We start from the raw sequence: 21644 nt of genomic DNA on the forward strand, positions 1-21644 counted from the left end.
TTAATTTTAGTTAGATATATATTTATAAAAAAAACATGGCAATAAAAATCACTGACGAATGCATCAACTGCGGAGCTTGTGAGCCTGAATGCCCAAACAATGCTATTTATGATGCAGGCGCAGCGTGGCGTTTCTCTGATGGTACTGATTTAAAGGGAGTTATAGACTTTGGCGATGGTAATACCTTAAATGCCGAAGAAACCCAGGCGGCTTTAAGCGACGATGTTTATTATATAGTACCTGATAAATGTACCGAGTGTGTTGGCTTTCATGATGAGCCACAATGCGCTGCCGTTTGCCCGGTTGATTGCTGTGTAGACGATGAAGACGTGCGCGAAACTAAAGAAGAATTGCTGGCCAAAAAAGAATGGCTGCACATACAAGGATAATTTTTTAAACGATTATAGTTAAAAGGGAATACATTTTTAAATGTATTCCCTTTTTGTTTACAGATGTATCTCCATTCTGATATCAGCACGCGCGTAAGGCGATGCGTCGATTGGTATTTCAATAAAGCCCGATTTTTTATACAGATTAATTGCAGGCACTAATTTGGTGTTTGATTCGAGCCACACGCGTTTGGCGTTTAGCTGACGGGCCTTATCAACGGTGGCCAACAATATCCGTTCACCAATTTTACGGCCGCGGAAACGCGGACTGACAGCCATCTTAGCTAATTCGTATTCTGCTTCCCCGGTTTTAACCAGTGCACAGGTAGCGGCTATCTCACTCCCCAGTTTGGCAAATAATATGGCGCCTCCATCATTTAAAATATGCTCTTCCGGATGGTTCAGTTGCTCCAGGTCGTGCTGCTCAACGGTAAAATGGGTGTTTATCCATTCAATATTTAAGCCTTTAAAGTACTTGCTTAATTCCGGTCTGTAGTCCAGTATCTGTATCTCACTTTCAGCTACCGGCGAAAACATAGCTTGAAACCGTTCATAATACGGCTGGCTTGCTAACAGCGCTTCGGTTTCTTTAATTGCCGTTAACAAATTGTATTGCTGACTTTCGAACAGCTCTTTATTTAACCTCTTGATCTTTACCCATACCTCATCAAATTTAGCTAACGATTCCTTACCCTTCTTCGAAAGCCTGAGCATGCGCTTCCTGCTATCCTTGGCTGATTTGAAAGATTCGATATAGCCCAGTTTCTCTAATTCACCCGCCAAATGGATCACGCCGGGGTGGGTAAGGTTAAGTTTATCAGCAAGGTCGGTAATGCTGGTTTCGCCCTCTCTGCTTAAAAGGTAATAAAGCGTAAAATACTTGGGTTCGAATTCAAGCTGCTGATCCTTATAGATCAGGGTTACGTCTTTCGAGAACATTTCGTAAAGCCTCTTCATTCGCGCGCCGATGGCTAACTCCTCCAGTTCATCAATTATGCCAATATTCATAATAAAACTATTTACGTAAGTACTTACCAAATTTATGACGACAGATTTATATTTCCAAATGTTTTGTTAAGTTTTACCAGTAGTCTAAGTTTGCGCTTATGGAATACGGAATAGCTAACCTGGCAGTAGTGCCTTTACGTGCACAGCCTAAACACGCCGCCGAGCAGGTATCGCAGTTGTTATTTGGCGAAACCTTCGAAATTATGGAGCGCCACGAAAACTGGCTGCGCATCATCACCGGTTTCGACGGTTACGAAGGCTGGCTTAACGAATTGCAGTTCGCACCGATAGATGCTGATACTTATACAAAAGTTTCGTCGCCCCAAACCGTAACCACCAGGTCCTTCGTCGCCGCAGCTTTAAAAGAAGCTGACAACTCATTGTTATACATACCTTTTGGAAGCACATTGCCATTTTTTGCCAACGGCAAATGTACCGTCGGAAGCGATAGTTTTAGCGTCGACACCAACGGCAACATGGAAAACCTGTTGGAGATAGCTTATTCGTTCATTAATACGCCATACCAATGGGGAGGCCGTACACACTTTGGTATCGACTGCTCGGGTTTTGCACAGGCGGTTTTACGTACCCAGGGCGTTAATTTACGTCGCGACGCCTGGCAACAGGCCGACCAGGGGCAGGTGGTCGACTTTTTACAAGGCGCTACCTTAGGCGACCTTGCCTTTTTTGATAACGAAGAGGGCCGTATCACCCACGTAGGCATCATGCTCAATAACGAAATGATCATCCACGCATCCGGCAGGGTAAAAATGGATCAGATCGACGATCAGGGCATCTACTCAGCCGAGCAGAAAAAATATACGCATAAGCTGAGGATAATTAAGAGGTATATTTAAAACGATGTCATCTCGAACGATAGTGAGAGATCTTCTGCGGGTGACTGGTCTACGGCAAGCATATCACTTACGTGTCATTGCGAGGAACTAAGCAATCGCACGGAGAAAGGTGTACGCTCTGCTAAGCCGCTCTGTATAGCAAGCGATTGCCACGTCATCACTGCGCTCTTTCCCGCAATACCATCGTTTTTAATACGGGATACAAAACAAAAATACCAGCCCGCATAAGCAAACTGGTATTCAATCAAACTATAGTAAAAAACAGTCTTTACCGCTGATTCTCGTATGATTAAATGATTTCGCTGATTTTTATCGGTGAAATCATTTTTAAAATCACTGAAATTTCCTTCAATAATCAACGGAATCAGCGTAATCAAAAAAATCAGCGGTCTTACATTGCTTCCGATACCACCTCGGTAACCTCAGGCACCATGCGTTTAAGCAGGTTCTCGATACCCGATTTTAACGTAATGGTTGACGATGGGCAGCCGCTGCACGAGCCACGTAGCTCCACGGTAACCACACCTTCGTTAAACGATTTATAAGTTATTGCGCCGCCATCCTGCTCAACAGCCGGGCGAACGTAATCCTGTAATATCTGCTGGATCTTAATTTCCGACTCAGTGCCTTCAAAAACAACTTCTTCCTGCTCTTTCAGTTGAACCAATAGTTCAGATTCAACCGCGCCCTTTACAAATTCTTTCACAATTGGTTCCACATCGTTCCAGTCGCTGCCTTCGGTTTTGGTAACCGTTACAAAGTTGCTGGCGAAGAAAACTCCGTTAACAAAAGAAAACTTGAATAACTCTTTGGCAAAAGGCGATTTTTCGGCACTCTCTTTAGTAGGGTAGTCAACACTGCCGTTGATCAGCAACTTGTTTACAATAAACTTCATTGTTGCCGGGTTCGGGGTCGATTCGGTATATACGTTGATATTCATGACTTTTCTTAAATATGATACGACAAAATTACTTAGCTTTTTCCAGTTTCAAACACACTCGCTATAGTATGACCTGTAAATGACACCTTGAATATCGAACGCTGAATGTTAAATGACGAATATCAAAGTTTTTTACTTCATCATTCAGTATTCGATATTTCTTTTTTTCAAATCCCTGTATAACTACCCGGACTAATCATCCTGATCTCCGCCTTCACATCTTCGCCAACATTCAGCGTTTCCACAAAATCAGCAATCGTATTGGCATTGATCTCCTGGTTGGTACGGGTCAGTTCCTTTAATGCCTCGTATGGGTTGGGGTATCCTTCCCGGCGAAGCACAGTTTGTATGGCCTCGGCAACCACGGCCCAGTTAGCTTCCAGGTGCGCATTTAAGGCCGCCTGGTTCAGCAGCAATTTACCCAAACCCTTCATGGTCGATTTCATCGCGATCAGCGTATGTGCTACCGGAACACCGATATTACGCAACACGGTCGAATCAGTCAAATCACGCTGCAAGCGCGAAATAGGCAATTTGGCTGCTAAATGTTCAAACAAAGCATTGGCAATACCCAAATTACCTTCCGAGTTTTCAAAGTCGATCGGGTTAACCTTATGCGGCATAGCCGATGAACCGATCTCGCCTGCCTTGATCTTTTGTTTAAAATAATTCATCGATATGTACGTCCACATATCCCGGTCAAGGTCGATCAAAATGTTATTGATACGTTTCAGTGCATCGCAATGTGCCGCAAAATTATCGTAATGCTCAATCTGTGTGGTGTTTTGCGAACGTTTTAACCCTAAGGTATTATTTACAAAGCTGTTGCCGAATGCTTTCCAGTCGTTAGCCGGATAGCCTACAAAGTGTGCGTTAAAGTTACCGGTTGCCCCGCCAAATTTAGCCGAGTAAGGTACTTGCGCAAACAGCTCCAATTGCGCTTCCAGGCGTTCAACATACACCATAATTTCTTTGCCAAGCCTTGTCGGCGATGCCGGCTGCCCGTGGGTATGCGCCAGCATCGGTATGTTTTTCCACTCTTCGGCATAGGCGTTAAGCTGAGCTATAACTGCTTTGATGTTGGGCAGGTAAATTTCGTCGATAGCCAGTTTAAACGAGTAGGGTATGGCCGTATTGTTAATATCCTGCGATGTTAACCCAAAGTGAATGAACTCCTTATGCTCGGATAAGCCAAATTCGTCAAACTTGCTTTTAATAAAATATTCTACCGCTTTTACATCGTGGTTTGTTATTTTTTCCGTATCTTTAACAACCTGAGCATCGTTCTCCGAAAAATTTTGATAAATATCCCGTAACTTTTTAAAAAGTGATTTGTCAAAATGCTGCAGTTGAGGCAGCGGTATCTCGCATAAAGCGATGAAATATTCAATCTCAACAAATACCCTGTATTTGATCAGTGCGGCTTCTGAAAAATAAGACGAAAGTTCTTTAGTAGTATTGTAGTAACGGCCATCAACAGGTGATACCGCCGAAAGTGGTGAAAGCATTCTCTTTTTGGTTTTTTTGCAAAGATAGCAAATTAACAAGGTGCATTTAAGGGCGCAACAACTAAAACTTTACCTTTTATAATTGTCAGCTTAACGTAATGATAACACTTGGAAACTTTAAAATCAAAAAATGTTTCCATAGTTTTGCATCATTAAAATTAATCGTACTTGTCCAATTTTAACAATTTGGATAGTTATAGCAGCAAAATGGACGCGTCGGTCAAAAAAGCGATGATACAAAAAGAGAGAATATTAGCGGGAGCGGAAGAGCTTTTTTTTAAAGCGGGGATACGTAGTGTAACCATGGATGACATTGCCAGGCACCTTGGCATCTCAAAAAAAACCATTTATGTGTTTTTTAAAGATAAAGACGAGGTAGTAACGGCGCTGGTTCATCAAAAACTCCAGGAAGATAAAGAGAGGATGTGTGGTATCGTCGAAACATCGGACAATGTGATGGAGGAGCTCATTTTTATGATGAAATGCGCCGAAGAATTTTTTTCAAAGATCAATCCCATCCTCATCCACGATATGCAGAAATATCACCCTGAGTCATGGCAGTTACTGCAAAAGTTCAAAGCCGAAGTAGTGGTCGATAACCTTACGGATATATTAACACGCGGCGTTGCGCAGGGTTATATCCGCGAAAGTGTTCACCCGCGTATTATGGCAAAAATGCATATGTTCCAAACCGAGGCAGGCTTTAACACAACGTTATTTCCGCTGGCCGAATATAATACCTGGACCGTGCAGATGCAGTTTTTGGAGCACTTTTTATATGGAATATGCACAGGCGAGGGCCGCGCAATATTAGACGATTACAGAAACATTTATACAACAGCAATAAACAAACCTTAATATATATTCTACAATGAAACATTTATATCTGATAGCCGCGTGCTTGATATTATACGCAAACACAGGGCGAGCCCAAACAACACAAACATCTGCAACACCCGTTGGCTTTAGTTTAGCCGATTGTATCAACTATGCTTACCAGCACCAGGATTCTATTAAAAATGCACAACTTGATCTTAAAAATTCCGAATACACCATAAAGGAGCTTATTGGTCAGGGTTTGCCCCAGGTTAACGGTTCTGCATCTTTTCAGGACTATATGCAAATACCGGTATCATTGGTACCCGGTGAGTTTTTTGGCCAGCCCGGAACCACCATCCCGATCAAATTTGGTGTGAAGTATCAATCGTCGGTAGGGTTAAGTTTAGATCAAAAACTTTTTGATCCAACATACCTCATCAGTTTAAAAAACCGTAATGTTTATACCGAATTGTTTACCAAAAACCTTACACGTACCAGGATACAAACTAATGTAAGCGTAACTAAGGCATATTACCAGGTTTTGGTAAGCAACGAGGCCATCACTCTTTTAGATGCCAATATCAGTCAGCTAAAACAACAGCTCGATCAAACAACGGCACAAAACAAACAGGGCTTTGTTGAAAAAATTGATGTCGACCGTCTTTCGGTTTCCTACAATAACCTGGTTACCAGCCGCGAAAACGTGATCCGCTCGCTGGCTTTAAATTACGAATTGCTCAAGTTTCAAATGGGGATGCCTATCAGGCAGAACATTACCCTCACCGATAAATTGACCGATATTAAAGATGCTAACGTTGATTATCCCGAGCTGGCAAACGACACTTCTTTTTATAAAAACCGTATCGAATACAGTTTACTGCAAACTAACGAGCACTTAAATCAAATAGATGTTAAGCGTAAAAAAGCGCAGTTTTTACCGTCGGTTTCATTTTTCGGAAACGCCTCAAGCGTTTATCAGGAAAATACATTTACCAATTTGTATGGTTCTAATTTCCCTACCAGTTATATTGGTTTAAGGCTAAGCATGCCCATATTTACAGGTTTACAACACGTTTATCAAATAAAACAGGCTCAAATTGCCCTGCAAAAAGCGCAAAACAACCTGGATGATGCCAAAAACTCGCTTATCCTGCAGGCAAGCATTGCCCGTACTACTTATATGAACGGTTTGCAATCGCTCAGGAGCCAAAAGCTTAACCAGGATCTGGCCCGCGAAGTATTGCGTGTATCTAAAATTAAATACCAGCAGGGTGTAGGTTCAAGCATTGAGGTTACACAGGCTCAAACATCGCTCGAAATTGCTGATAATCAATACATACAAGCTTTATATGAAGCATTGATCAGCAAGGTCGACCTGAACAAGGCATACGGTAAAATTAACTAATCAACTATCAAACAACAGCTTATATAAACACAATGAAAACAAAAATATTACTGGTAAGCGCCATTGCATTGCTGGCCGCTTGTACAAATAAACCCAAAGACCCCAAAGCCGAATTAGCCGATCTGAAAAAGCAGCAGGCAGAGATCAACGCTAAAATACAGGCGCTTGAAACTAAAACCGGTAAAACCGATTCGGTAAAATTAACTGATGTGTCGGTAGTGGAAATTAAACCCGGCACTTTTACCAATTATGTGCAACTACAGGGTAAAATTGATGCTCAGGATAACGTAGTAGCCTATCCACAGGCATCGGGTACTATAACAGCCATTAATGTTAAGGCTGGCGATCATGTGAGCAGGGGTCAGGTTTTGGTTCAATTGGATAACAGTGTTTTAAAACAAAACATAGCCCAGGCCCAAACACAAGCCGATCTGGCCAATACTGTTTTTCAGCGTCAAAAAAACCTGTGGGATCAAAAAATCGGCACCGAGGTTCAATACTTACAGGCAAAAGCCAATATGGAAGGCGCTCAAAGACAAGTAGCATCTTTACGCCAGCAAGCCGATTATTATCGTACCATATCACCCATTAGCGGGACCGTTGATCAGATGGATCTAAAGTTGGGGCAACCAGCCGGCCCGGGTATAAACGGTATCCGTATTGTAAATACCGATAACTTAAAAGTAAAGGCCGATGTGCCCGAATCATATGCAAGCCGCATAAATCAGGGCCAAACCGTAAAAGTGCTTTTCCCGGATGCTAACGATTCTCTAACAACTAAAGTTACGTTTGCTGCTAAGGTTATCGATCCGGCATCGCGTAGTTTTAGTGTCGAGATCAAATTGCCCAACAGCAAAAACCTGCGTCCAAACATGACAGCCATCTTGAAGATTGCCGATTACAGTAAAGCCAACTCTGTTATCATCCCATTAAAGGCGGTTCAAAAATCAGAGCAAGGCGACTATGTGTTTGTTGAAGTTAATGGCGTAGCTAAACGCAAAGCAATTAAAGTAGGAACAACCTATGGTAGTCAGTCCGAAATTTTATCAGGGTTAACCGCCGGCGATAAACTGATTACCGAAGGTGCATCCGATATCGAAGATGGTGACAAAGTAAAAGTTTCTCAATAAAGTACTCACTTAAACCAAATGATCTGATATGAAAGATCTCGAAAAAGAATTTAAGCCCTCAAGCTGGGCCATCGATAATAAAACGGCGGTATATGTGCTCATATTCCTCATTACTGTATTGGGGCTGATAAGCTACAATAACCTGCCGAAAGAAAACTTTCCTGACATAGCGCAGTCAAAAGTATTTGTTACAACCCTGTACCAGGGCCAGTCTCCTCAAAATATTGAGCTGTTGGTAACCAGGCAGATCGAAAAGCAGTTAAAATCGCTAAAGGGCCTCAAAAAAGTTACCTCAAACTCGTCGCAAAACGTATCGTTAATTACAGCCGAGTTTAACGCTAACATCGCGATAAAAGATGCTAAGCAGGATGTAAAGGACGCGGTGGATAAAGCCAAGCCTGATCTTCCGCAAAATGACGCCAACCTGAAAGATCCAACTATTTCTGATATCAACGTAGCCGATTTACCTATTTTATACATCAATATATCCGGCAATTACGATCTTAAGAAGTTAAAAGAATATGCCGATAATTTAAAGGATGATATTGAAAGCTATAAAGAAATATCAAAAGTAGAAGAAGTTGGCGCACTTACACCTAACATTCAGGTTAATGTCGACCTGAATAAAATGTCGGCTGCCCAGATAGGTTATGGCGATATCATCCAGGCCATCGGTACCGAAAACATTATCAGTTCGGCCGGTAACGTCATCATTGATGGCGTGCAGCGCCCGATAGATATCAAACAGGATTTTAAAAATGCTGATGAAGTAGCCGCTATGGCTATTCGTAACCCCCAGGGCAGGGCTATTTATTTAAGGGATATTGCCGAAATTAAGGATGGCTTTAAAGATCAGGAAAGTTATGCGCGCTTAAAAACCAATGATAACCCTGATTTTAAAAACGTAATTACCTTAAATATCAGTAAACGTGCCGGCGAAAACCTCATCCAGGCTTCCGATAAGATCAATAACCTCATCGTTCAAAAGCAAAAAACAGTTTTCCCTAAAGGCTTAAATATTACCGTTACCGGCGATCAGTCTGATAAAACACGTTCAACTTTAAACGATCTGATCAACACCATCATCATCGGGTTTATCTTGGTAACCGTTATCCTGATGTTTTTTATGGGTACAACAAACGCAGTGTTTGTGGCCTTGTCGGTGCCGTTGTCGTGCTTTGTGGCGTTCCTGGTAATGCCGGCCATCGGGTTTACCCTCAACATGATCGTGTTGTTCTCGTTCCTGCTGGCATTAGGTATTGTGGTTGATGATGCCATTGTGGTTATCGAAAACACGCACCGCATTTTTGCCAATGGTAAAATACCTATTAAGCAGGCTGCCAAAATAGCCGCCGGCGAAGTTTTCTTACCGGTATTTTCGGGCACCATGACAACCCTGGCGCCGTTTGTTCCGTTAGCTTTCTGGAATAGCTTGATAGGTCACTTTATGTTCTTTTTACCTATTACGCTCATTATTACCTTGCTGGCATCGTTGCTGGTAGCTTATATCATGAACCCGGTTTTCGCGGTCGATTTTATGAAGCCGCACCACGAGGGCGAGCATGATAATCCAAAATTCGACAAAAAGGTACTCAAATCGCTGGCTATTTTTGCAGTAGTAGCTGTTTTAGCTTACCTGATGAATAAAGGTTTAGGCAATTTTGTAGTGTTTGCAGCTTTCTTATACCTGCTTAACCATTTCTTGTTGTTAAGAATGATAGATGCTTTTCAAAACAACCTTTGGCCTAAGTTCCAGTCGTGGTATGCCCGCCGTTTAGAGTGGGCCGTGCGTAGGCCGGTCACCATATTGATCGGTACTATTGTTTTGTTCTTCTTTACGTTTGTATTTATGGCCATACGCTCGCCAAAAGTTGAGTTTTTTCCAAGCGGCGACCCTAACTTTGTGTACGTGTACGTTACTTTGCCGATCGGTACCGATCAGGCCCATACTAACCAGGTTACCGAGCAGTTAGAAAAACGCGTTGCCAAAGTGGTTGAGCCCGATAAGGATATCGTATCGTCCATTATATCCAACGTAACCGTAAGCGTTACCGATCCGCAGGACGAGGACCAGGGTAAATATCCTAACAAGGGAAAAATTACCGTAGCTTTTGTTGAGTTTGGTAAACGTAATGGTAAGGATACCAAAAAGATACTGGCCAATATCCGTCGCGAAGTACAGGGTTTACCGGGTGTGAAAATAGCCGTGGCTCAAGAGCATGGCGGCCCGCCTACACAAAAGGATATCAGTCTTGAAATTATAGGCGATAATCTCGATTCGTTGGTTAAAACTGCCGACAGATTGAAGAAATATATCAACAGCCAGAATATTGCCGGCATTGAAGAGTTAACACCCGATGTGCAAAGCGATAAACCAGAAATTGTATTTGATGTTGACCGTGAACGCGCTAACCGCGAAGGAGTAAACACTAATCAAATAACACAGGCATTGGGTGCAACGGTTTATGGTGCAAAGGCCGGTGATTTTAAAAATACCAAAGAGGATAACTACGAGATCACCGTTCGCGCCAACGAGCAGCAGCGCGATAATATTGATGCTATCCGTAATCTTAAAATAACCTATCGCGATATGGCTATGAACGGCGCTATTCGCCAGGTACCTATATCGGCCTTTACCGATATCAGGTTTACCAATACTTACAGCAACATTAAGCGTAAGCAGCAGAGGCGCGTGTTAACCTTAGGCTCAAACGTGGTGCAGCCATATAATGCCAATGATGTTAACGCCAATATATTAAGGGCCATTAAAACCTTTAAACATGCCGATGATATTACTATCCGCCAGGGTGGCGGACAGGAAGATCAGGCCGAAGCCGCAACATTCCTGTTAACCGCTTTGGGCGTATCGTTTGGGTTGATCCTCATTATTTTGATGATCCAGTTTAACTCTGTCGGTAAAACTTTTATCATCATCAGCGAAATATTCTTCAGTATCATTGGTGTATTTCTTGGTGTGAGCGTTTGGGGTATGACGATCTCTATCGTTATGACAGGGGTAGGTATCATTGCACTTGCGGGTGTGGTAGTACGTAACGGTATATTACTGGTTGAGTTTACCGATATGCTGTTGGAGCAGGGCAATAACCTGCACGACGCCGTTGTTGAAGCCGCCCGTACCCGGATGACACCGGTATTGTTAACGGCTACTGCAGCCATCTGTGGATTAATACCACTGGCTGTTGGTTTCAATATCAATTTCGTGGGCTTATTTACCGAGTTTAAACCGCATATTTATTTTGGTGGTGATAACGTTGCCTTCTGGGGGCCATTGTCATGGACAATGATATTTGGTTTAGGTTTTGCAACTATCATCACGCTTATCCTTGTTCCATGTATGTACATCATCCGTGTACACATGAAAGATTGGTTCGCAAAATTAGGCGGCAAAAATGCTCCAGCCACTTCAAAAAAAGAACTGAAAGCAGAAACTGTATAAAGTAATACAGGTATATAAAAAAGATCCTTCGTAGCTTATACCGCGAAGGATCTTTTTGTTTACAAACTAAACGATTAAGCATAAAAAAAGCCGTTGCGAAATCACAACGGCTTTTCAATTTCTTAAAAAAAGAATTACATTTTTTTAGTAGAATCTTTTTTAGTGCTGTCGGTTTTAGTCGAATCCATTTTCATTTTTGATGAATCAGCCGACATTTTCATTGAATCAGCTTTTGCAGTTGAATCAGCAGCAGAAGTTGATTTTTTACCAGAGCACGAAGCGAAAGAAACCGCTAAAGCCAAAGCTAAAGCGCCTAATTTGATTGAATTTTTCATTGTTAGTTTTTTTTAAGTGATTAATTGTTACGCTTAATACCTAAAACATAAAAAGGTAACCCGCTCATTTAAAAAAAATGAGAAGATTACCTTTTTTACTATTTATTGCTAAAAATTATTTTTTAACAGTATCAGTTTTTGGTTTCACTGAAGTATCCGGCGGGTTTGTTAATGAATCTTTTTTAACTGAATCAACTTTTGTAACGGTTGAATCGGTGGTTGAGGTTGATTTGTTTCCAGAGCAAGAAGCAAAAGAAACTGCTAAAGCTAAAGCTAAGGCGCCTAATTTAATGGTGTTCTTCATTTTTTTAATTTTAAATTGTGATTAATTACAAGTTAATACTATAAACTATAAAAGGTAACCCGCTTTTTTTAAATTAACCCGCAGTATAATTTAAGTTTGTCTTGCTGATAAGCTAAAACAAAAAAGGGGCGAACAAAATTGCCGCCCCTTCAATTCTCAGTTTGCAGAATTACTTCTTTTTGGTTGCAGTGTCTGGATTTGCTACTTTAGTAGTGTCATGTTTTGCGGTGTCTGGGTGCTGTACAGAATCTTTCTTAGCTGTAGTGTCAGCGGTTGAAGTTGATTTGTTTCCAGAGCAAGAAGCAAACGATACGGCTAAAGCTAATGCCAAAGCACCTAATTTCAGGGTGTTTTTCATGTTTTGTTTAATTGTGATTAATTTAAATTGAATAGCCTAAATATAAAAGTTTAGCATTAAAAATCAAATAATGCTGCAACATTTTTACGTAAAGCATAAAAAAAGGTTAAGCAGAATAATCTGCTTAACCTTTTTACTTAATCACTTAAAAAAAGAATTACATTTTTTTAGTAGTGTCAGTTTTAGTAGTGTCAGTTTTTACACTGTCAACTTTAACAGTAGTGTCTTTTTTAACAACGGTCGAATCAACAGTAGTTGTCGATTTGTTACCACCACAAGCTGCAAACGATACAGCTAATACTAAAGCTACTGCGCCTAATTTGATTGAATTTTTCATCGGATTATCTGTTATTTAATTATAATTTAACGTTAATACAGAAAACCGAAAAAGGTAACCCCACAAAATGAATAATTTTTACATTTATTTATTACTGGTTAAAAAAACGTAATTATTATGCAAGGTTGGCGTTGATTGATAGGTAGTTGTGTGCATAAATTGCGATGTGTAAAAATTATATCCGGTTACACGTTACATTGCCGGCTAATGTTTGTGGTATTAAAAAATTACTTTTGTTTTTTTAATTAACGGAGCCTAATTTATTTAATAATTGTTGGGTTACTATTCGGTATAAAGTGTATTAATAGTGAATAAAAATATAAATATTTCAGCACCAACAGATAACGAAGCTATTTTAGGCATACTTAACAACTCGGAAAGTATGCTCAAACGTATTTACATAGCCTACTTTCCAATGGTGCTGCAATTGGTAATGAGCAACAACGGTAACGAGGACGAAGCTAAAGACGTTTACCAGGAAGCTATAATTGTTCTTTATAACAAAGTAAGATCTGGCGATTTTGAGTTAAGTAGTAAACTTAAAACCTACATTTATTCAATATGCCGCAGGCTTTGGTTAAAACGCCTTAGCCAGATGAGTAGATACGGAGGGGATATTCACGATTTCCAGGAGTATTTACCTGTCGAAGAAGATTTGATATCGCACGAGGAAAAAGACATTCAGTTCAGTAAAATGGAAGGGGCTCTCAGCCAGCTAGGCGAACCCTGCAAAACCATTATTGAAGATTTTTATATTAAAGACAGATCGATGCAGGAGATCTGCGAAAAATTTGGCTATACCAATGCGGATAATGCCAAAACACAAAAATACAAATGCCTGCAACGGCTGAAGAAGTTGTTTTTTCAGCAAAAGTAAAGGAGCGAAAAATGAGTGAGATTGAATTATTATCAGTAATAGAGCGTTATTTGAACGACGAGATGAGCGCCGAAGAGCGTGCCCGTTTCGAGGCATTGCGCCATGATAATCCAACGGTTAACAGCCGCGTTATCGAGCATCAGCAATTTACCGAACGCTTAAAAAAATACGGCGAGCGCGTTGAGTTTGAAGGCATGTTAAATGCCATCCACAACGAGATCGACGTTCAGGCATTGAAAGATGAGTTTATTCATCATCCGTCGCCAATTGTCCGCATGTGGCGTAATCACCATTCTAAAATATCGCTGGCAGCGTCAATCACTATTTTTGTAGCACTAAGTATTTTATTTTTAACAGGTTATCTTAAGTCCTTAAAGACTGATGATGCTTATACCAACTTAAGGAAGGATGTAGAAAAGATCAAGCAGACCAACAAAAACTTTGCTACTTCTATTAACCACATTAATAACAACCGCAACAGGGTTGCCCCAAGCAATTACGGCGGCGTGGGTACAGGTTTCGCACTATCGTCTGATGGATACATTGCTACCAACTTTCACGTAGTGCAGGGTGCTGATTCGGTGTACGTGCAAAATGCCAACGGCGATGGTTATCACGCCAAAATTGTTTCCGTTGATCCAGCTTCGGATTTGGCTGTTCTTAAAATTACCGATGCCTCATTTAAATCATTGGGCGCGTTACCTTATGGTTTCAAAAAGGGTAAATCAAGCCTGGGTGAAGATCTGTTTACCATTGGTTACTCAAAAAATGATGCCGACGAGCCCGTTTATAATAAAGGTTATTTAAGTTCGGCCAACGGCTTGAAAGGAGATACCTTAAAATATCAGTTAGCTTCCATGGATGTTAATTTTGGTAACAGCGGTGGCCCGTTACTGGATAGCAAAGGCAATATAGTAGGGGTGATCAGCAATAAGATCGAAGGCGCTTCTTACGCCATCAAATCCCGGTACCTGTTAAAGGCGGTTCAGTCCGATTCGCTGATCAATAAGTTGTCGCTAAACACCAAAAGCCGTATCGCAAATCTGAGCCGTACTCAACAAATCGATAAAGTACAGAATTACGTTTTTATGGTTAAAGTGTATAACCGATAACATATATCATCTAAATAAAAAAGCCTTAGCTGTAATTCAGTTAAGGCTTTTTTATTTAGTAGCACAGAATATCTTGATTCTTGCCTCTTGATTCCTGACTCTTTTCAGCGGTCTACTTCTCCCAATACAAAATCTATCGAACCCACAATAGCTATCAAATCGGCTATCATTACACCCTGCGCCATCGCCGGTAAAACCGAAAGATTATTAAAGCTTGGCCCTCTGGATTTTACCCGAAAAGGTATCTCTGTATCAGCCATTCGCACATTCCCGGTTTTATCGTATTCAATATTTTGCTTGTGCATAAAATAAAACCCTAACTCACCTTTGGGGTTCTCCGCGCGCACATAAAAATCCTGTGGTTTAGGTACTAACTTACGCGGTAACTTTGCGCGCGGGTCAAAATCAGGTGTGCGTTTCAGTTCTTTTTGCAAACGCTCCAGGCATTGTTCTATTATTTTAACCGATTGCTCTATTTCATCAACACGCACCTTATAACGGTCCCAGCAATCGCCAACTGCACCCATCAGGCCGGTGCCTACCGGTACATCAAATTCAAGTTCCGGATATGCCGAGTAACCATCAATTCGCCTTAAATCATATTTTAAACTTGATCCGCGCAGCATGGGCCCACTGCAGCCATAGTTAATGGCCACGTCGAGTGGTAATATGCCAACATTGGCGGTGCGGTTAATAAATACCTGGTTATCGGTAAGCAGCGCATTCAGTTCAACCATTTTAGGCTTGAAATAGTTTATAAACTCTGTGCAACGCTCTTCAAAGCCAACCGGCAGATCGTAAAATAGCCCGCCAACCCAAATATAGTTATATAACATCCGTGAGCCCGATGCCCATTCCAGCATGCCCATAATGTGTTCCCGATCGCGAAAGCACCATAAAAAAGGGGTAAAGGCGCCTATATCAATACCATAAGTGCCAATAGCTATCAGGTGCGATGCTATACGGTTCAGTTCGCAAACCAATACCCGTATGTATTCAATCCTTTTCGGGATATCGTGGTCTATACCCAGCATCCGCTCAACACCCATTATAAAGGCGTGGCTGTTATTCATCGATGCCAGGTAATCCATCCGGTCGGTAAATGGGATGGTTTGCTGGTAGGTTAATGATTCGGCATGTTTTTCAAAACACCGGTGCAGGTAGCCAATGTGCGGAATAACCTCGCGTACTATCTCGCCGTCCGTAATCAGTTCCAGGCGCAAAACACCATGCGTAGACGGATGCTGCGGACCCATATTGAGCACCATTTCACCTGCATTAACACTGGCTATTTTTTCACGGTAATTAGCTAAGGCCTGGGTATACTTCATCGGGAGATACTAACGGATACGGCCGCTAAAATCGTTATAAAAACTCTTAAATAAAATTAAAAATAGTTGTAAGGTTATCCATTAATTACCGACTAACTATATTTATATAAAACTATCACTTTTAAATCTGGATTAATGACTGATGATATCATAGCGACAGACCCGCGACGGTGGGTTGGTACGTATGCCGATTATTTATACGCTTTTGCACGCAAACGCATTGATGATGATGAATTGGTTAAAGACCTGGTACAGGAAACTTTTTTAGCCGCTTTGCAAAGGGTACAGAGTTTTGAAGGTAAAAGCTCCGAGCGCACCTGGTTAACTGCGATCCTAAAGAACAAGATCATCGATGTGTATCGTAAAAAGGCGTCGGTCATCGTGTCGTCCGATATTGTAAATGCCGAACGCGAGCAACAGGATTTTTTTGCCGAAGACGGGCATTGGAATAAAGAACATTGGCCCGTAGCCTTCGGAATTGAAGGCCACCAGGCATTGGAGAATAAAGAATTGAATAAAATATTAAAGCAATGCATGGAAAAGCTGCCTGCCTTATGGCTGGCGGTTTTTACTATGAAACACATCGATGATGAATCGTCAGAAACGATATGTACGCAGCTAAAGGTTAGTGCTTCAAACTTTTGGGTAATTATTCACCGTGCCAAGTTAAACTTGCGGGCCTGCCTGCAAAAAAACTGGATTTAATTTTTGCGATATGAGTACGTTAAAAAAAATAATCTATAACTGCAGGCAGGCCACCTTACTGCTCGATAAGAGGGAGTTTGTTAAACTAACCTTCCGCGAAACGATCGAGTTGCGTATCCACCTGTACAAATGCGGGGTGTGTAAATTATACGGGCAGCAAACGCATATTATAAACAGCATGGTTCAACACCTGTTCAAAAACCAGGAATATCGGCTTGATGATGGTTTTAAACGAGAACTGCAAGATCGTATCGACCAGGAGTTGAATAAAGAATAAAAAAGATGTAAGGTTGCTGGTATGGTGCCGACTAAGCGGGAAATAAACTAATCACTTAAAACACCAAAAATGAAAACCAACAAGACTACCAGTTCACTTTTCCCGGCAATGATTATTGCATTTGCAATTTCAATTGGCTATGTAAATGCAAACGCAGCTTCAATTAACTACAACTTACCAGCCGACACGTCAAAAATGGCGAAAGACAAAATGAAGATGGATAAGATGAAGAAAGGAAAAATGGATAAAATGAAAATGAAAAAAGACAGCACCTCAAAAATGTCATCAAAAATGTAAAACTGTTTTTATTGTAGAAAGAATAGAGTTTTCTCTAAGCATGGCCGGAAGAATATTCTTCCGGCTTTTTTGTTTTTATAGAACTGCTTTTACTTTACCATACCGTGGTTCATTGCTAAAAATTAATATTGTACGAGTGTTTATTCTCGCACATTACAAAAGTACTATGGGTACTACCTATACTGGTCACCGATCCTAACTTGTTAAAAACAAAATCCTGGTAGTGTTTCATATCTTTCGCGTAAACTTTGAGCAAAAAGTCGAAATCTCCGGAGATGTTATAACATTCTGCAACCTCCTGTAGTTTAGTAATGTCATTAACAAACTCATAACCAATGCTTTTATCGTGTTGTTTTAGTTTGATATTAACAAACACGATCAAGCCGTAGTTCAATTTTTCAGCATTGATCAGGGCAATGTATTTTTTGATATAACCATTGCTCTTTAGCTTTTTAACCCGCTCAAAAACCGGGGTATGTGATAGGTTCACCCTGGTTGCGAGTTCCTTAATTGTGATCTCAGAATCTTCACCCAGTAATCTTAATAGCTGTTTATCTGTGTCATCAAGCTCATCCATAGAATAATCGTCTTTTAAATTGTATATCGGTATACCTGTTTGGCTTATTAATCTACATAATATTGTAAATATAGGTTATTTTACCTATATATTTTCGTTTATAAAGTAAATAAATCTTTATCAGTAGCTTTACCGAAACAAAAGTTCTTTCTTTGCTTTATCAACCGGAAAAGGTTTCCCAGTAATAATTTGGGAGATTAAAGGGGAACCATGTGTAAATCATGGGCTGTCGCGCAACTGTAAGTAACAAAAGTTTCAGTCATCAATGTCCACTGAGTACTAAGGGCACTTGGGAAGGGCGGCTGTAATGTTATAAGTCAGGATACCTGCCTGTTCCGGAAGGACAATGCTTTCGCGCAAAAAGTAAACGGTCTGAGCTGATTTAACAACGGAGGCAGAAGTATATTGCCTTATTGTCAGCACCTGCCTTTTTGATGATGCGGTCGCATTGCGAAGTTTAGCCAAAGCGCTTTTAACAGATTTATTCATTTAATTATTTAAAAGAAAATGCTAACGCAAAACCTGGGCTATCCGCGAATTGGTAGCCAAAGACAACTGAAGAAAGCCTGCGAACAGTACTGGGCAGGCAAAATTACCAGGGCTGATCTTTTTTCGGTTGCCCGCGACATCCGTAGAGAAAACTGGAAAACCCAGCAAAATGCAGGTATCGATCTTATTCCCTGCAACGACTTTAGTTTCTACGATCATGTGCTCGATACATCACTCATGTTAGGTGTTATTCCCAAACGCTATTCTGCGGTGCTCAGCCAAAACAAGACCAATCACGATATCGACCTGTATTTTGCCATGGCCCGTGGTTATCAAAAAGATGGATTAGATATTACTGCCATGGAAATGACCAAGTGGTTTGATACCAATTATCATTACATCGTTCCCGAATTTACTGCCGGACAGCAATTTAAGATCTTCTCCGAAAAAGTTTTCGAAGAGTTTAACCTGGCCAAACAGGTATTAGGTATAGTACCTAAACCGGTTTTAATTGGGCCGGTATCTTATTTACTGTTGGGCAAAGAAAAAGAAGCGAGTTTTGATAAGATCGACCTGATTAAAAAACTGGTGCCTGTTTACGTGGAGATATTGAAACGTTTAAAAGACCAGGGCGCTGTTTGGATACAATTAGACGAGCCGTTTTTAGCTTTGGATCTGTCTGAAAAGCAGAAGGATGCCTATAGCTATGCTTACGCTGAGATCAGGAAACAATGCTCCCAGCTTAAAATTTTATTAACCACCTATTTTGAAAGCTTGCAGGAAAACACCGGATTAGCTGTTAACCTTCCGGTTGAGGCCCTGCATATCGACCTGGTGCGGGCACCAGATCAGTTAGACGAAGTTTTAAAGCTGATCCCATCAACATTAAGCCTGTCATTAGGTGTAATTGATGGCCGCAACATTTGGAAAAACGATTATATCCGTTCGATTGGCCATATTAAAAAAGCGTTAGCCGCTATCGGTAAAGATAGGGTAATAATAGCACCGGGTTGTTCATTGCTGCACTCGCCGGTTGATCTGGACCTGGAAACAGAAATTACGCCTGAAATTAAAAACTGGATGGCTTTCGCCAAACAAAAGCTGAACGAGGTAAATGAGCTGAACCAGATCTTGGCACACAACAACAACGGCCTTTTGCAGGATAACCTGAAAGCAGTATCAAGCCGTAATTTGTCAAAGCTTATCCATAAACAAGTTGTTAAGCAGCGTATGGATGCAATAACCAACGCAGACGCCCAACGAATAAGCGAATTTGATGAGCGCCAGAAAATACAACAGGCTAAGTTTAAACTTCCTTTGTTCCCAACAACAACCATTGGCTCGTTCCCTCAAACTGATGATATCCGCCAGTTAAGGGCGAAATTAAAAAAAGGCGAACTAACGCAGGATGACTATGACGATCAGATCGCGAAGGCAACTGTTGACGCCATACGCTGGCAGGAAGAGATAGGTATTGACGTGTTGGTGCATGGCGAATTTGAGCGTAATGATATGGTGGAGTATTTTGGCGAACGTTTAGATGGCTTTTTGTTCACCAAAAACGGATGGGTGCAAAGTTATGGCAGCCGCTGTGTAAAACCGCCGGTTATTTATGGCGATGTGAGCCGCCCAGGCGATATGACGGTGCGCTGGAGCAGCTTTGCCCAGGCCAATACCAATAAGTTAATGAAGGGCATGTTAACCGGCCCGGTAACCATATTGCAATGGTCTTTCGTGCGCGACGATCAGCCCCGCTCCGAAACTACTTACCAAATTGCTTTAGCTATTCGCGATGAGGTTGTTGCTTTAGAGCAGGCCGGTATCCAGGTTATTCAGATAGACGAACCTGCCATTCGCGAAGGTTTGCCTTTACGGAAGGCCGATTGGGCAACCTATCTTGATTGGGCGGTTAAAGCGTTCCGGATCTCGGCAAGCGGGGTAAAAAACGAAACCCAGATCCATACGCACATGTGCTACAGCGAATTTAATGATATTATCGAACATATAGCCGCTATGGATGCCGATGTGATCACGATTGAAACATCGCGCTCGCAAATGGAATTGTTAGAAGCTTTTGCCGATTTTAAATATCCCGCCGAAATTGGCCCCGGGGTTTATGATATCCATTCGCCACGTGTACCAACCGTTCAGGAAATGCTAAGCTTGCTTAAAAAAGCTGCAAACCTATTACCGGCAGGCAATATTTGGGTTAACCCCGATTGTGGCTTAAAAACGCGTAAATGGCCCGAAACAAAAACGGCCCTGATCAATATGGTGCAAGCCGCCAAAGATGCCCGCGAAATATTTAGCACACAGGCAGTTTAATAGTAAAATCAAAGCCGTACAGTATTTGCTGTGCGGCTTTTTTTGATCAGCTAATAGCCTGCATCACATAGTTTACGATCACATCGCACCTTACCAGGTTAAATTCAAAAAGCTGTTGCGGCTGCCAGTAGCTTGTCAATTCGTCACGCAGCAGCTCTTTAGCCCGTTTTAAACGGATCTTTACATTCGATTCGCCAATGTTTAACGCTTCCATGGTTTCGTTAGTGCTCATTTCCTGTACTTCGCGCATAACAAACACCATCCGGTATTTCTCCGGTAAATCGGCAACTGCTTTTTCTAAAATGCCTTTTAATTCTTTATTTACCAATCCTTTTAATGGAGTATCATTGTGGTACTCATTTGTTGTGTTTTCCATGAGCATTTGTTGAAGCTTTAACTTTCTCTTTTTGTGCAGTAAACTTTCGTTGATCAGTATGCGGGTTATCCATGTACTAAAACTCGACCGGTTTTGAAATTTGTGTAACTGCTGATACGCGTTGATATAAGTTGTCTGCATAATATCTTCCGCTTCTTTATCGTCGTTAATTATCGACATACTGATACGGTACAGGCAGAGATTAAACCTGCGCATCAATATTTCGTATAGGTGCTTTTCTCCCTTAAGTATCCTTTCGATAATCTCTTCGTCGCTCAAATTCAAACTAATAGCTGCACTTATTGGTTTCATTAATGGGATGTTAATTATAAAGATAGAGTATCGGGGGCTAAAAGGGTTACATTTTTTGTGAGGATTTATTTTGTAACCCTTTTTTATCAGTTTCTCTCTAATGGTTAAAACAAACAATC

Annotated in this window: 22 protein-coding genes and 1 riboswitch; of the genes, 13 read left to right on the forward strand and 9 right to left on the reverse strand. The window is 41.2% G+C overall.

What is annotated here, in order from left to right:
- The first annotated feature begins 35 nt into the window (after window positions 1-35).
- Window positions 36-389 carry a 4Fe-4S dicluster domain-containing protein gene (locus tag ACFGVR_RS18260; RefSeq protein ID WP_448698820.1) on the forward strand — a complete coding sequence of 118 codons (354 nt, stop codon included), beginning with the start codon at window positions 36-38 and terminating at the stop codon, window positions 387-389.
- Between the two features lie 57 nt (window positions 390-446).
- Here the strand turns inward: ACFGVR_RS18260 and ACFGVR_RS18265 are convergent, their stop codons facing one another.
- The gene (locus ACFGVR_RS18265; protein WP_448698821.1) at window positions 447-1397 is read right to left on the reverse strand and encodes a bifunctional helix-turn-helix transcriptional regulator/GNAT family N-acetyltransferase; all 951 of its coding nucleotides are present in this window, start codon (window positions 1395-1397) and stop codon (window positions 447-449) included.
- Window positions 1398-1495: 98 nt separating this feature from the next.
- Between ACFGVR_RS18265 and ACFGVR_RS18270 the strand changes: the two genes are divergently transcribed.
- Window positions 1496-2254, forward strand: coding sequence for a C40 family peptidase (locus tag ACFGVR_RS18270; protein ID WP_448698822.1), 759 nt, complete (start codon window positions 1496-1498; stop codon window positions 2252-2254).
- A gap of 391 nt (window positions 2255-2645) precedes the next feature.
- Here the strand turns inward: ACFGVR_RS18270 and ACFGVR_RS18275 are convergent, their stop codons facing one another.
- Entirely contained in the window at window positions 2646-3194 is a 549-nt protein-coding gene (locus ACFGVR_RS18275) for a NifU family protein (RefSeq protein ID WP_448698823.1), read from the reverse strand.
- 167 nt (window positions 3195-3361) lie between these two features.
- Window positions 3362-4702, reverse strand: coding sequence for an adenylosuccinate lyase (purB, locus tag ACFGVR_RS18280; RefSeq protein WP_448698824.1), 1341 nt, complete (start codon window positions 4700-4702; stop codon window positions 3362-3364).
- A gap of 168 nt (window positions 4703-4870) precedes the next feature.
- Here purB and ACFGVR_RS18285 point away from each other — a divergent pair, with 168 nt between their 5' ends.
- From ACFGVR_RS18285 to ACFGVR_RS18300, 4 genes are read left to right on the forward strand one after another with little or no spacing between them, the layout of a single operon-like run.
- On the forward strand, window positions 4871-5560 hold the full coding sequence (locus ACFGVR_RS18285) for a TetR/AcrR family transcriptional regulator (protein WP_448698825.1): 690 nt from the start codon (window positions 4871-4873) through the stop codon (window positions 5558-5560).
- Window positions 5561-5573: 13 nt separating this feature from the next.
- Window positions 5574-6926 (forward strand): TolC family protein, encoded by a 1353-nt coding sequence (locus ACFGVR_RS18290; protein WP_448698826.1) that lies wholly within the window; start codon window positions 5574-5576, stop codon window positions 6924-6926.
- Window positions 6927-6958: 32 nt separating this feature from the next.
- Window positions 6959-8056: an efflux RND transporter periplasmic adaptor subunit gene (locus ACFGVR_RS18295; protein WP_448698827.1), complete on the forward strand. Its 1098-nt coding sequence runs from the start codon at window positions 6959-6961 to the stop codon at window positions 8054-8056.
- 28 nt (window positions 8057-8084) lie between these two features.
- Window positions 8085-11513: an efflux RND transporter permease subunit gene (locus tag ACFGVR_RS18300; protein ID WP_448698828.1), complete on the forward strand. Its 3429-nt coding sequence runs from the start codon at window positions 8085-8087 to the stop codon at window positions 11511-11513.
- Window positions 11514-11647: 134 nt separating this feature from the next.
- On the opposite strand, the gene ACFGVR_RS18305 is transcribed toward ACFGVR_RS18300, so the two are convergent.
- Window positions 11648-11848 carry a hypothetical protein gene (locus ACFGVR_RS18305; protein WP_448698829.1) on the reverse strand — a complete coding sequence of 67 codons (201 nt, stop codon included), beginning with the start codon at window positions 11846-11848 and terminating at the stop codon, window positions 11648-11650.
- A 77-nt stretch (window positions 11849-11925) separates the two neighbouring features.
- Here ACFGVR_RS18305 and ACFGVR_RS18310 point away from each other — a divergent pair, with 77 nt between their 5' ends.
- Window positions 11926-12177 carry a hypothetical protein gene (locus ACFGVR_RS18310; RefSeq protein WP_448698830.1) on the forward strand — a complete coding sequence of 84 codons (252 nt, stop codon included), beginning with the start codon at window positions 11926-11928 and terminating at the stop codon, window positions 12175-12177.
- Between the two features lie 144 nt (window positions 12178-12321).
- Here the strand turns inward: ACFGVR_RS18310 and ACFGVR_RS18315 are convergent, their stop codons facing one another.
- Complete coding sequence (locus ACFGVR_RS18315) at window positions 12322-12510, reverse strand: hypothetical protein (protein ID WP_448698831.1); 189 nt, start codon at window positions 12508-12510, stop codon at window positions 12322-12324.
- Between the two features lie 157 nt (window positions 12511-12667).
- Window positions 12668-12847, reverse strand: a complete 180-nt coding sequence (locus ACFGVR_RS18320) for a hypothetical protein (RefSeq protein ID WP_448698832.1) — start codon at window positions 12845-12847, stop codon at window positions 12668-12670.
- A 307-nt stretch (window positions 12848-13154) separates the two neighbouring features.
- Between ACFGVR_RS18320 and ACFGVR_RS18325 the strand changes: the two genes are divergently transcribed.
- Together ACFGVR_RS18325 and ACFGVR_RS18330 are read left to right on the forward strand one after the other, a co-directional pair.
- Window positions 13155-13724, forward strand: a complete 570-nt coding sequence (locus tag ACFGVR_RS18325) for an RNA polymerase sigma factor (protein ID WP_448698833.1) — start codon at window positions 13155-13157, stop codon at window positions 13722-13724.
- An 11-nt stretch (window positions 13725-13735) separates the two neighbouring features.
- Entirely contained in the window at window positions 13736-14836 is a 1101-nt protein-coding gene (locus ACFGVR_RS18330; RefSeq protein ID WP_448698834.1) for a S1C family serine protease, read from the forward strand.
- A gap of 104 nt (window positions 14837-14940) precedes the next feature.
- Here the strand turns inward: ACFGVR_RS18330 and ACFGVR_RS18335 are convergent, their stop codons facing one another.
- Window positions 14941-16167 carry an NADH-quinone oxidoreductase subunit D gene (locus ACFGVR_RS18335; RefSeq protein ID WP_448698835.1) on the reverse strand — a complete coding sequence of 409 codons (1227 nt, stop codon included), beginning with the start codon at window positions 16165-16167 and terminating at the stop codon, window positions 14941-14943.
- A gap of 135 nt (window positions 16168-16302) precedes the next feature.
- Between ACFGVR_RS18335 and ACFGVR_RS18340 the strand changes: the two genes are divergently transcribed.
- The 3 genes from ACFGVR_RS18340 to ACFGVR_RS18350 all read left to right on the forward strand — a co-directional run bounded on the left by ACFGVR_RS18340 (window position 16303) and on the right by ACFGVR_RS18350 (window position 17446).
- Window positions 16303-16872: a sigma-70 family RNA polymerase sigma factor gene (locus ACFGVR_RS18340; protein WP_448698836.1), complete on the forward strand. Its 570-nt coding sequence runs from the start codon at window positions 16303-16305 to the stop codon at window positions 16870-16872.
- 10 nt (window positions 16873-16882) lie between these two features.
- Complete coding sequence (locus tag ACFGVR_RS18345; protein ID WP_448698837.1) at window positions 16883-17149, forward strand: hypothetical protein; 267 nt, start codon at window positions 16883-16885, stop codon at window positions 17147-17149.
- A gap of 69 nt (window positions 17150-17218) precedes the next feature.
- Window positions 17219-17446 carry a hypothetical protein gene (locus ACFGVR_RS18350; protein WP_448698838.1) on the forward strand — a complete coding sequence of 76 codons (228 nt, stop codon included), beginning with the start codon at window positions 17219-17221 and terminating at the stop codon, window positions 17444-17446.
- 115 nt (window positions 17447-17561) lie between these two features.
- Here ACFGVR_RS18350 and ACFGVR_RS18355 read toward each other — a convergent pair whose 3' ends face one another.
- Window positions 17562-18023 carry an Lrp/AsnC family transcriptional regulator gene (locus ACFGVR_RS18355; RefSeq protein ID WP_448698840.1) on the reverse strand — a complete coding sequence of 154 codons (462 nt, stop codon included), beginning with the start codon at window positions 18021-18023 and terminating at the stop codon, window positions 17562-17564.
- A gap of 154 nt (window positions 18024-18177) precedes the next feature.
- Window positions 18178-18371, forward strand: a riboswitch (cobalamin riboswitch).
- 159 nt (window positions 18372-18530) lie between these two features.
- On the opposite strand from ACFGVR_RS18355, the gene metE reads away from it, so the two are divergent.
- On the forward strand, window positions 18531-20837 hold the full coding sequence (gene metE / locus ACFGVR_RS18360) for a 5-methyltetrahydropteroyltriglutamate--homocysteine S-methyltransferase (RefSeq protein ID WP_448698841.1): 2307 nt from the start codon (window positions 18531-18533) through the stop codon (window positions 20835-20837).
- Window positions 20838-20883: 46 nt separating this feature from the next.
- Here the strand turns inward: metE and ACFGVR_RS18365 are convergent, their stop codons facing one another.
- A complete protein-coding gene (locus tag ACFGVR_RS18365) occupies window positions 20884-21525 on the reverse strand; it encodes a sigma-70 family RNA polymerase sigma factor (RefSeq protein ID WP_448698842.1) in 642 nt (213 codons plus the stop codon).
- Window positions 21526-21644 lie beyond the last annotated feature (119 nt).

It is taken from the genome of Mucilaginibacter aureus, from assembly GCF_053514885.1.

Excerpts from the sequence above, each read along its gene's own strand:
- ACFGVR_RS18295 (WP_448698827.1), top strand. The coding sequence starts at position 6,959 with ATGAAAACAAAAATATTACTGGTAAGCGCCATTGCATTGCTGGCCGCT.
- purB (WP_448698824.1), bottom strand. The coding sequence starts at position 4,702 with ATGCTTTCACCACTTTCGGCGGTATCACCTGTTGATGGCCGTTACTAC.
- ACFGVR_RS18300 (WP_448698828.1), top strand. The coding sequence starts at position 8,085 with ATGAAAGATCTCGAAAAAGAATTTAAGCCCTCAAGCTGGGCCATCGAT.
- ACFGVR_RS18260 (WP_448698820.1), top strand. The coding sequence starts at position 36 with ATGGCAATAAAAATCACTGACGAATGCATCAACTGCGGAGCTTGTGAG.
- ACFGVR_RS18320 (WP_448698832.1), bottom strand. The coding sequence starts at position 12,847 with ATGAAAAATTCAATCAAATTAGGCGCAGTAGCTTTAGTATTAGCTGTA.
- ACFGVR_RS18350 (WP_448698838.1), top strand. The coding sequence starts at position 17,219 with ATGAAAACCAACAAGACTACCAGTTCACTTTTCCCGGCAATGATTATT.
- ACFGVR_RS18330 (WP_448698834.1), top strand. The coding sequence starts at position 13,736 with ATGAGTGAGATTGAATTATTATCAGTAATAGAGCGTTATTTGAACGAC.
- ACFGVR_RS18335 (WP_448698835.1), bottom strand. The coding sequence starts at position 16,167 with ATGAAGTATACCCAGGCCTTAGCTAATTACCGTGAAAAAATAGCCAGT.
- ACFGVR_RS18315 (WP_448698831.1), bottom strand. The coding sequence starts at position 12,510 with ATGAAAAACACCCTGAAATTAGGTGCTTTGGCATTAGCTTTAGCCGTA.
- metE (WP_448698841.1), top strand. The coding sequence starts at position 18,531 with ATGCTAACGCAAAACCTGGGCTATCCGCGAATTGGTAGCCAAAGACAA.
- ACFGVR_RS18345 (WP_448698837.1), top strand. The coding sequence starts at position 16,883 with ATGAGTACGTTAAAAAAAATAATCTATAACTGCAGGCAGGCCACCTTA.
- ACFGVR_RS18270 (WP_448698822.1), top strand. The coding sequence starts at position 1,496 with ATGGAATACGGAATAGCTAACCTGGCAGTAGTGCCTTTACGTGCACAG.
- ACFGVR_RS18310 (WP_448698830.1), top strand. The coding sequence starts at position 11,926 with ATGAGAAGATTACCTTTTTTACTATTTATTGCTAAAAATTATTTTTTA.
- ACFGVR_RS18340 (WP_448698836.1), top strand. The coding sequence starts at position 16,303 with ATGACTGATGATATCATAGCGACAGACCCGCGACGGTGGGTTGGTACG.
- ACFGVR_RS18265 (WP_448698821.1), bottom strand. The coding sequence starts at position 1,397 with ATGAATATTGGCATAATTGATGAACTGGAGGAGTTAGCCATCGGCGCG.
- ACFGVR_RS18275 (WP_448698823.1), bottom strand. The coding sequence starts at position 3,194 with ATGAATATCAACGTATATACCGAATCGACCCCGAACCCGGCAACAATG.
- ACFGVR_RS18290 (WP_448698826.1), top strand. The coding sequence starts at position 5,574 with ATGAAACATTTATATCTGATAGCCGCGTGCTTGATATTATACGCAAAC.
- ACFGVR_RS18305 (WP_448698829.1), bottom strand. The coding sequence starts at position 11,848 with ATGAAAAATTCAATCAAATTAGGCGCTTTAGCTTTGGCTTTAGCGGTT.
- ACFGVR_RS18355 (WP_448698840.1), bottom strand. The coding sequence starts at position 18,023 with ATGGATGAGCTTGATGACACAGATAAACAGCTATTAAGATTACTGGGT.
- ACFGVR_RS18365 (WP_448698842.1), bottom strand. The coding sequence starts at position 21,525 with ATGAAACCAATAAGTGCAGCTATTAGTTTGAATTTGAGCGACGAAGAG.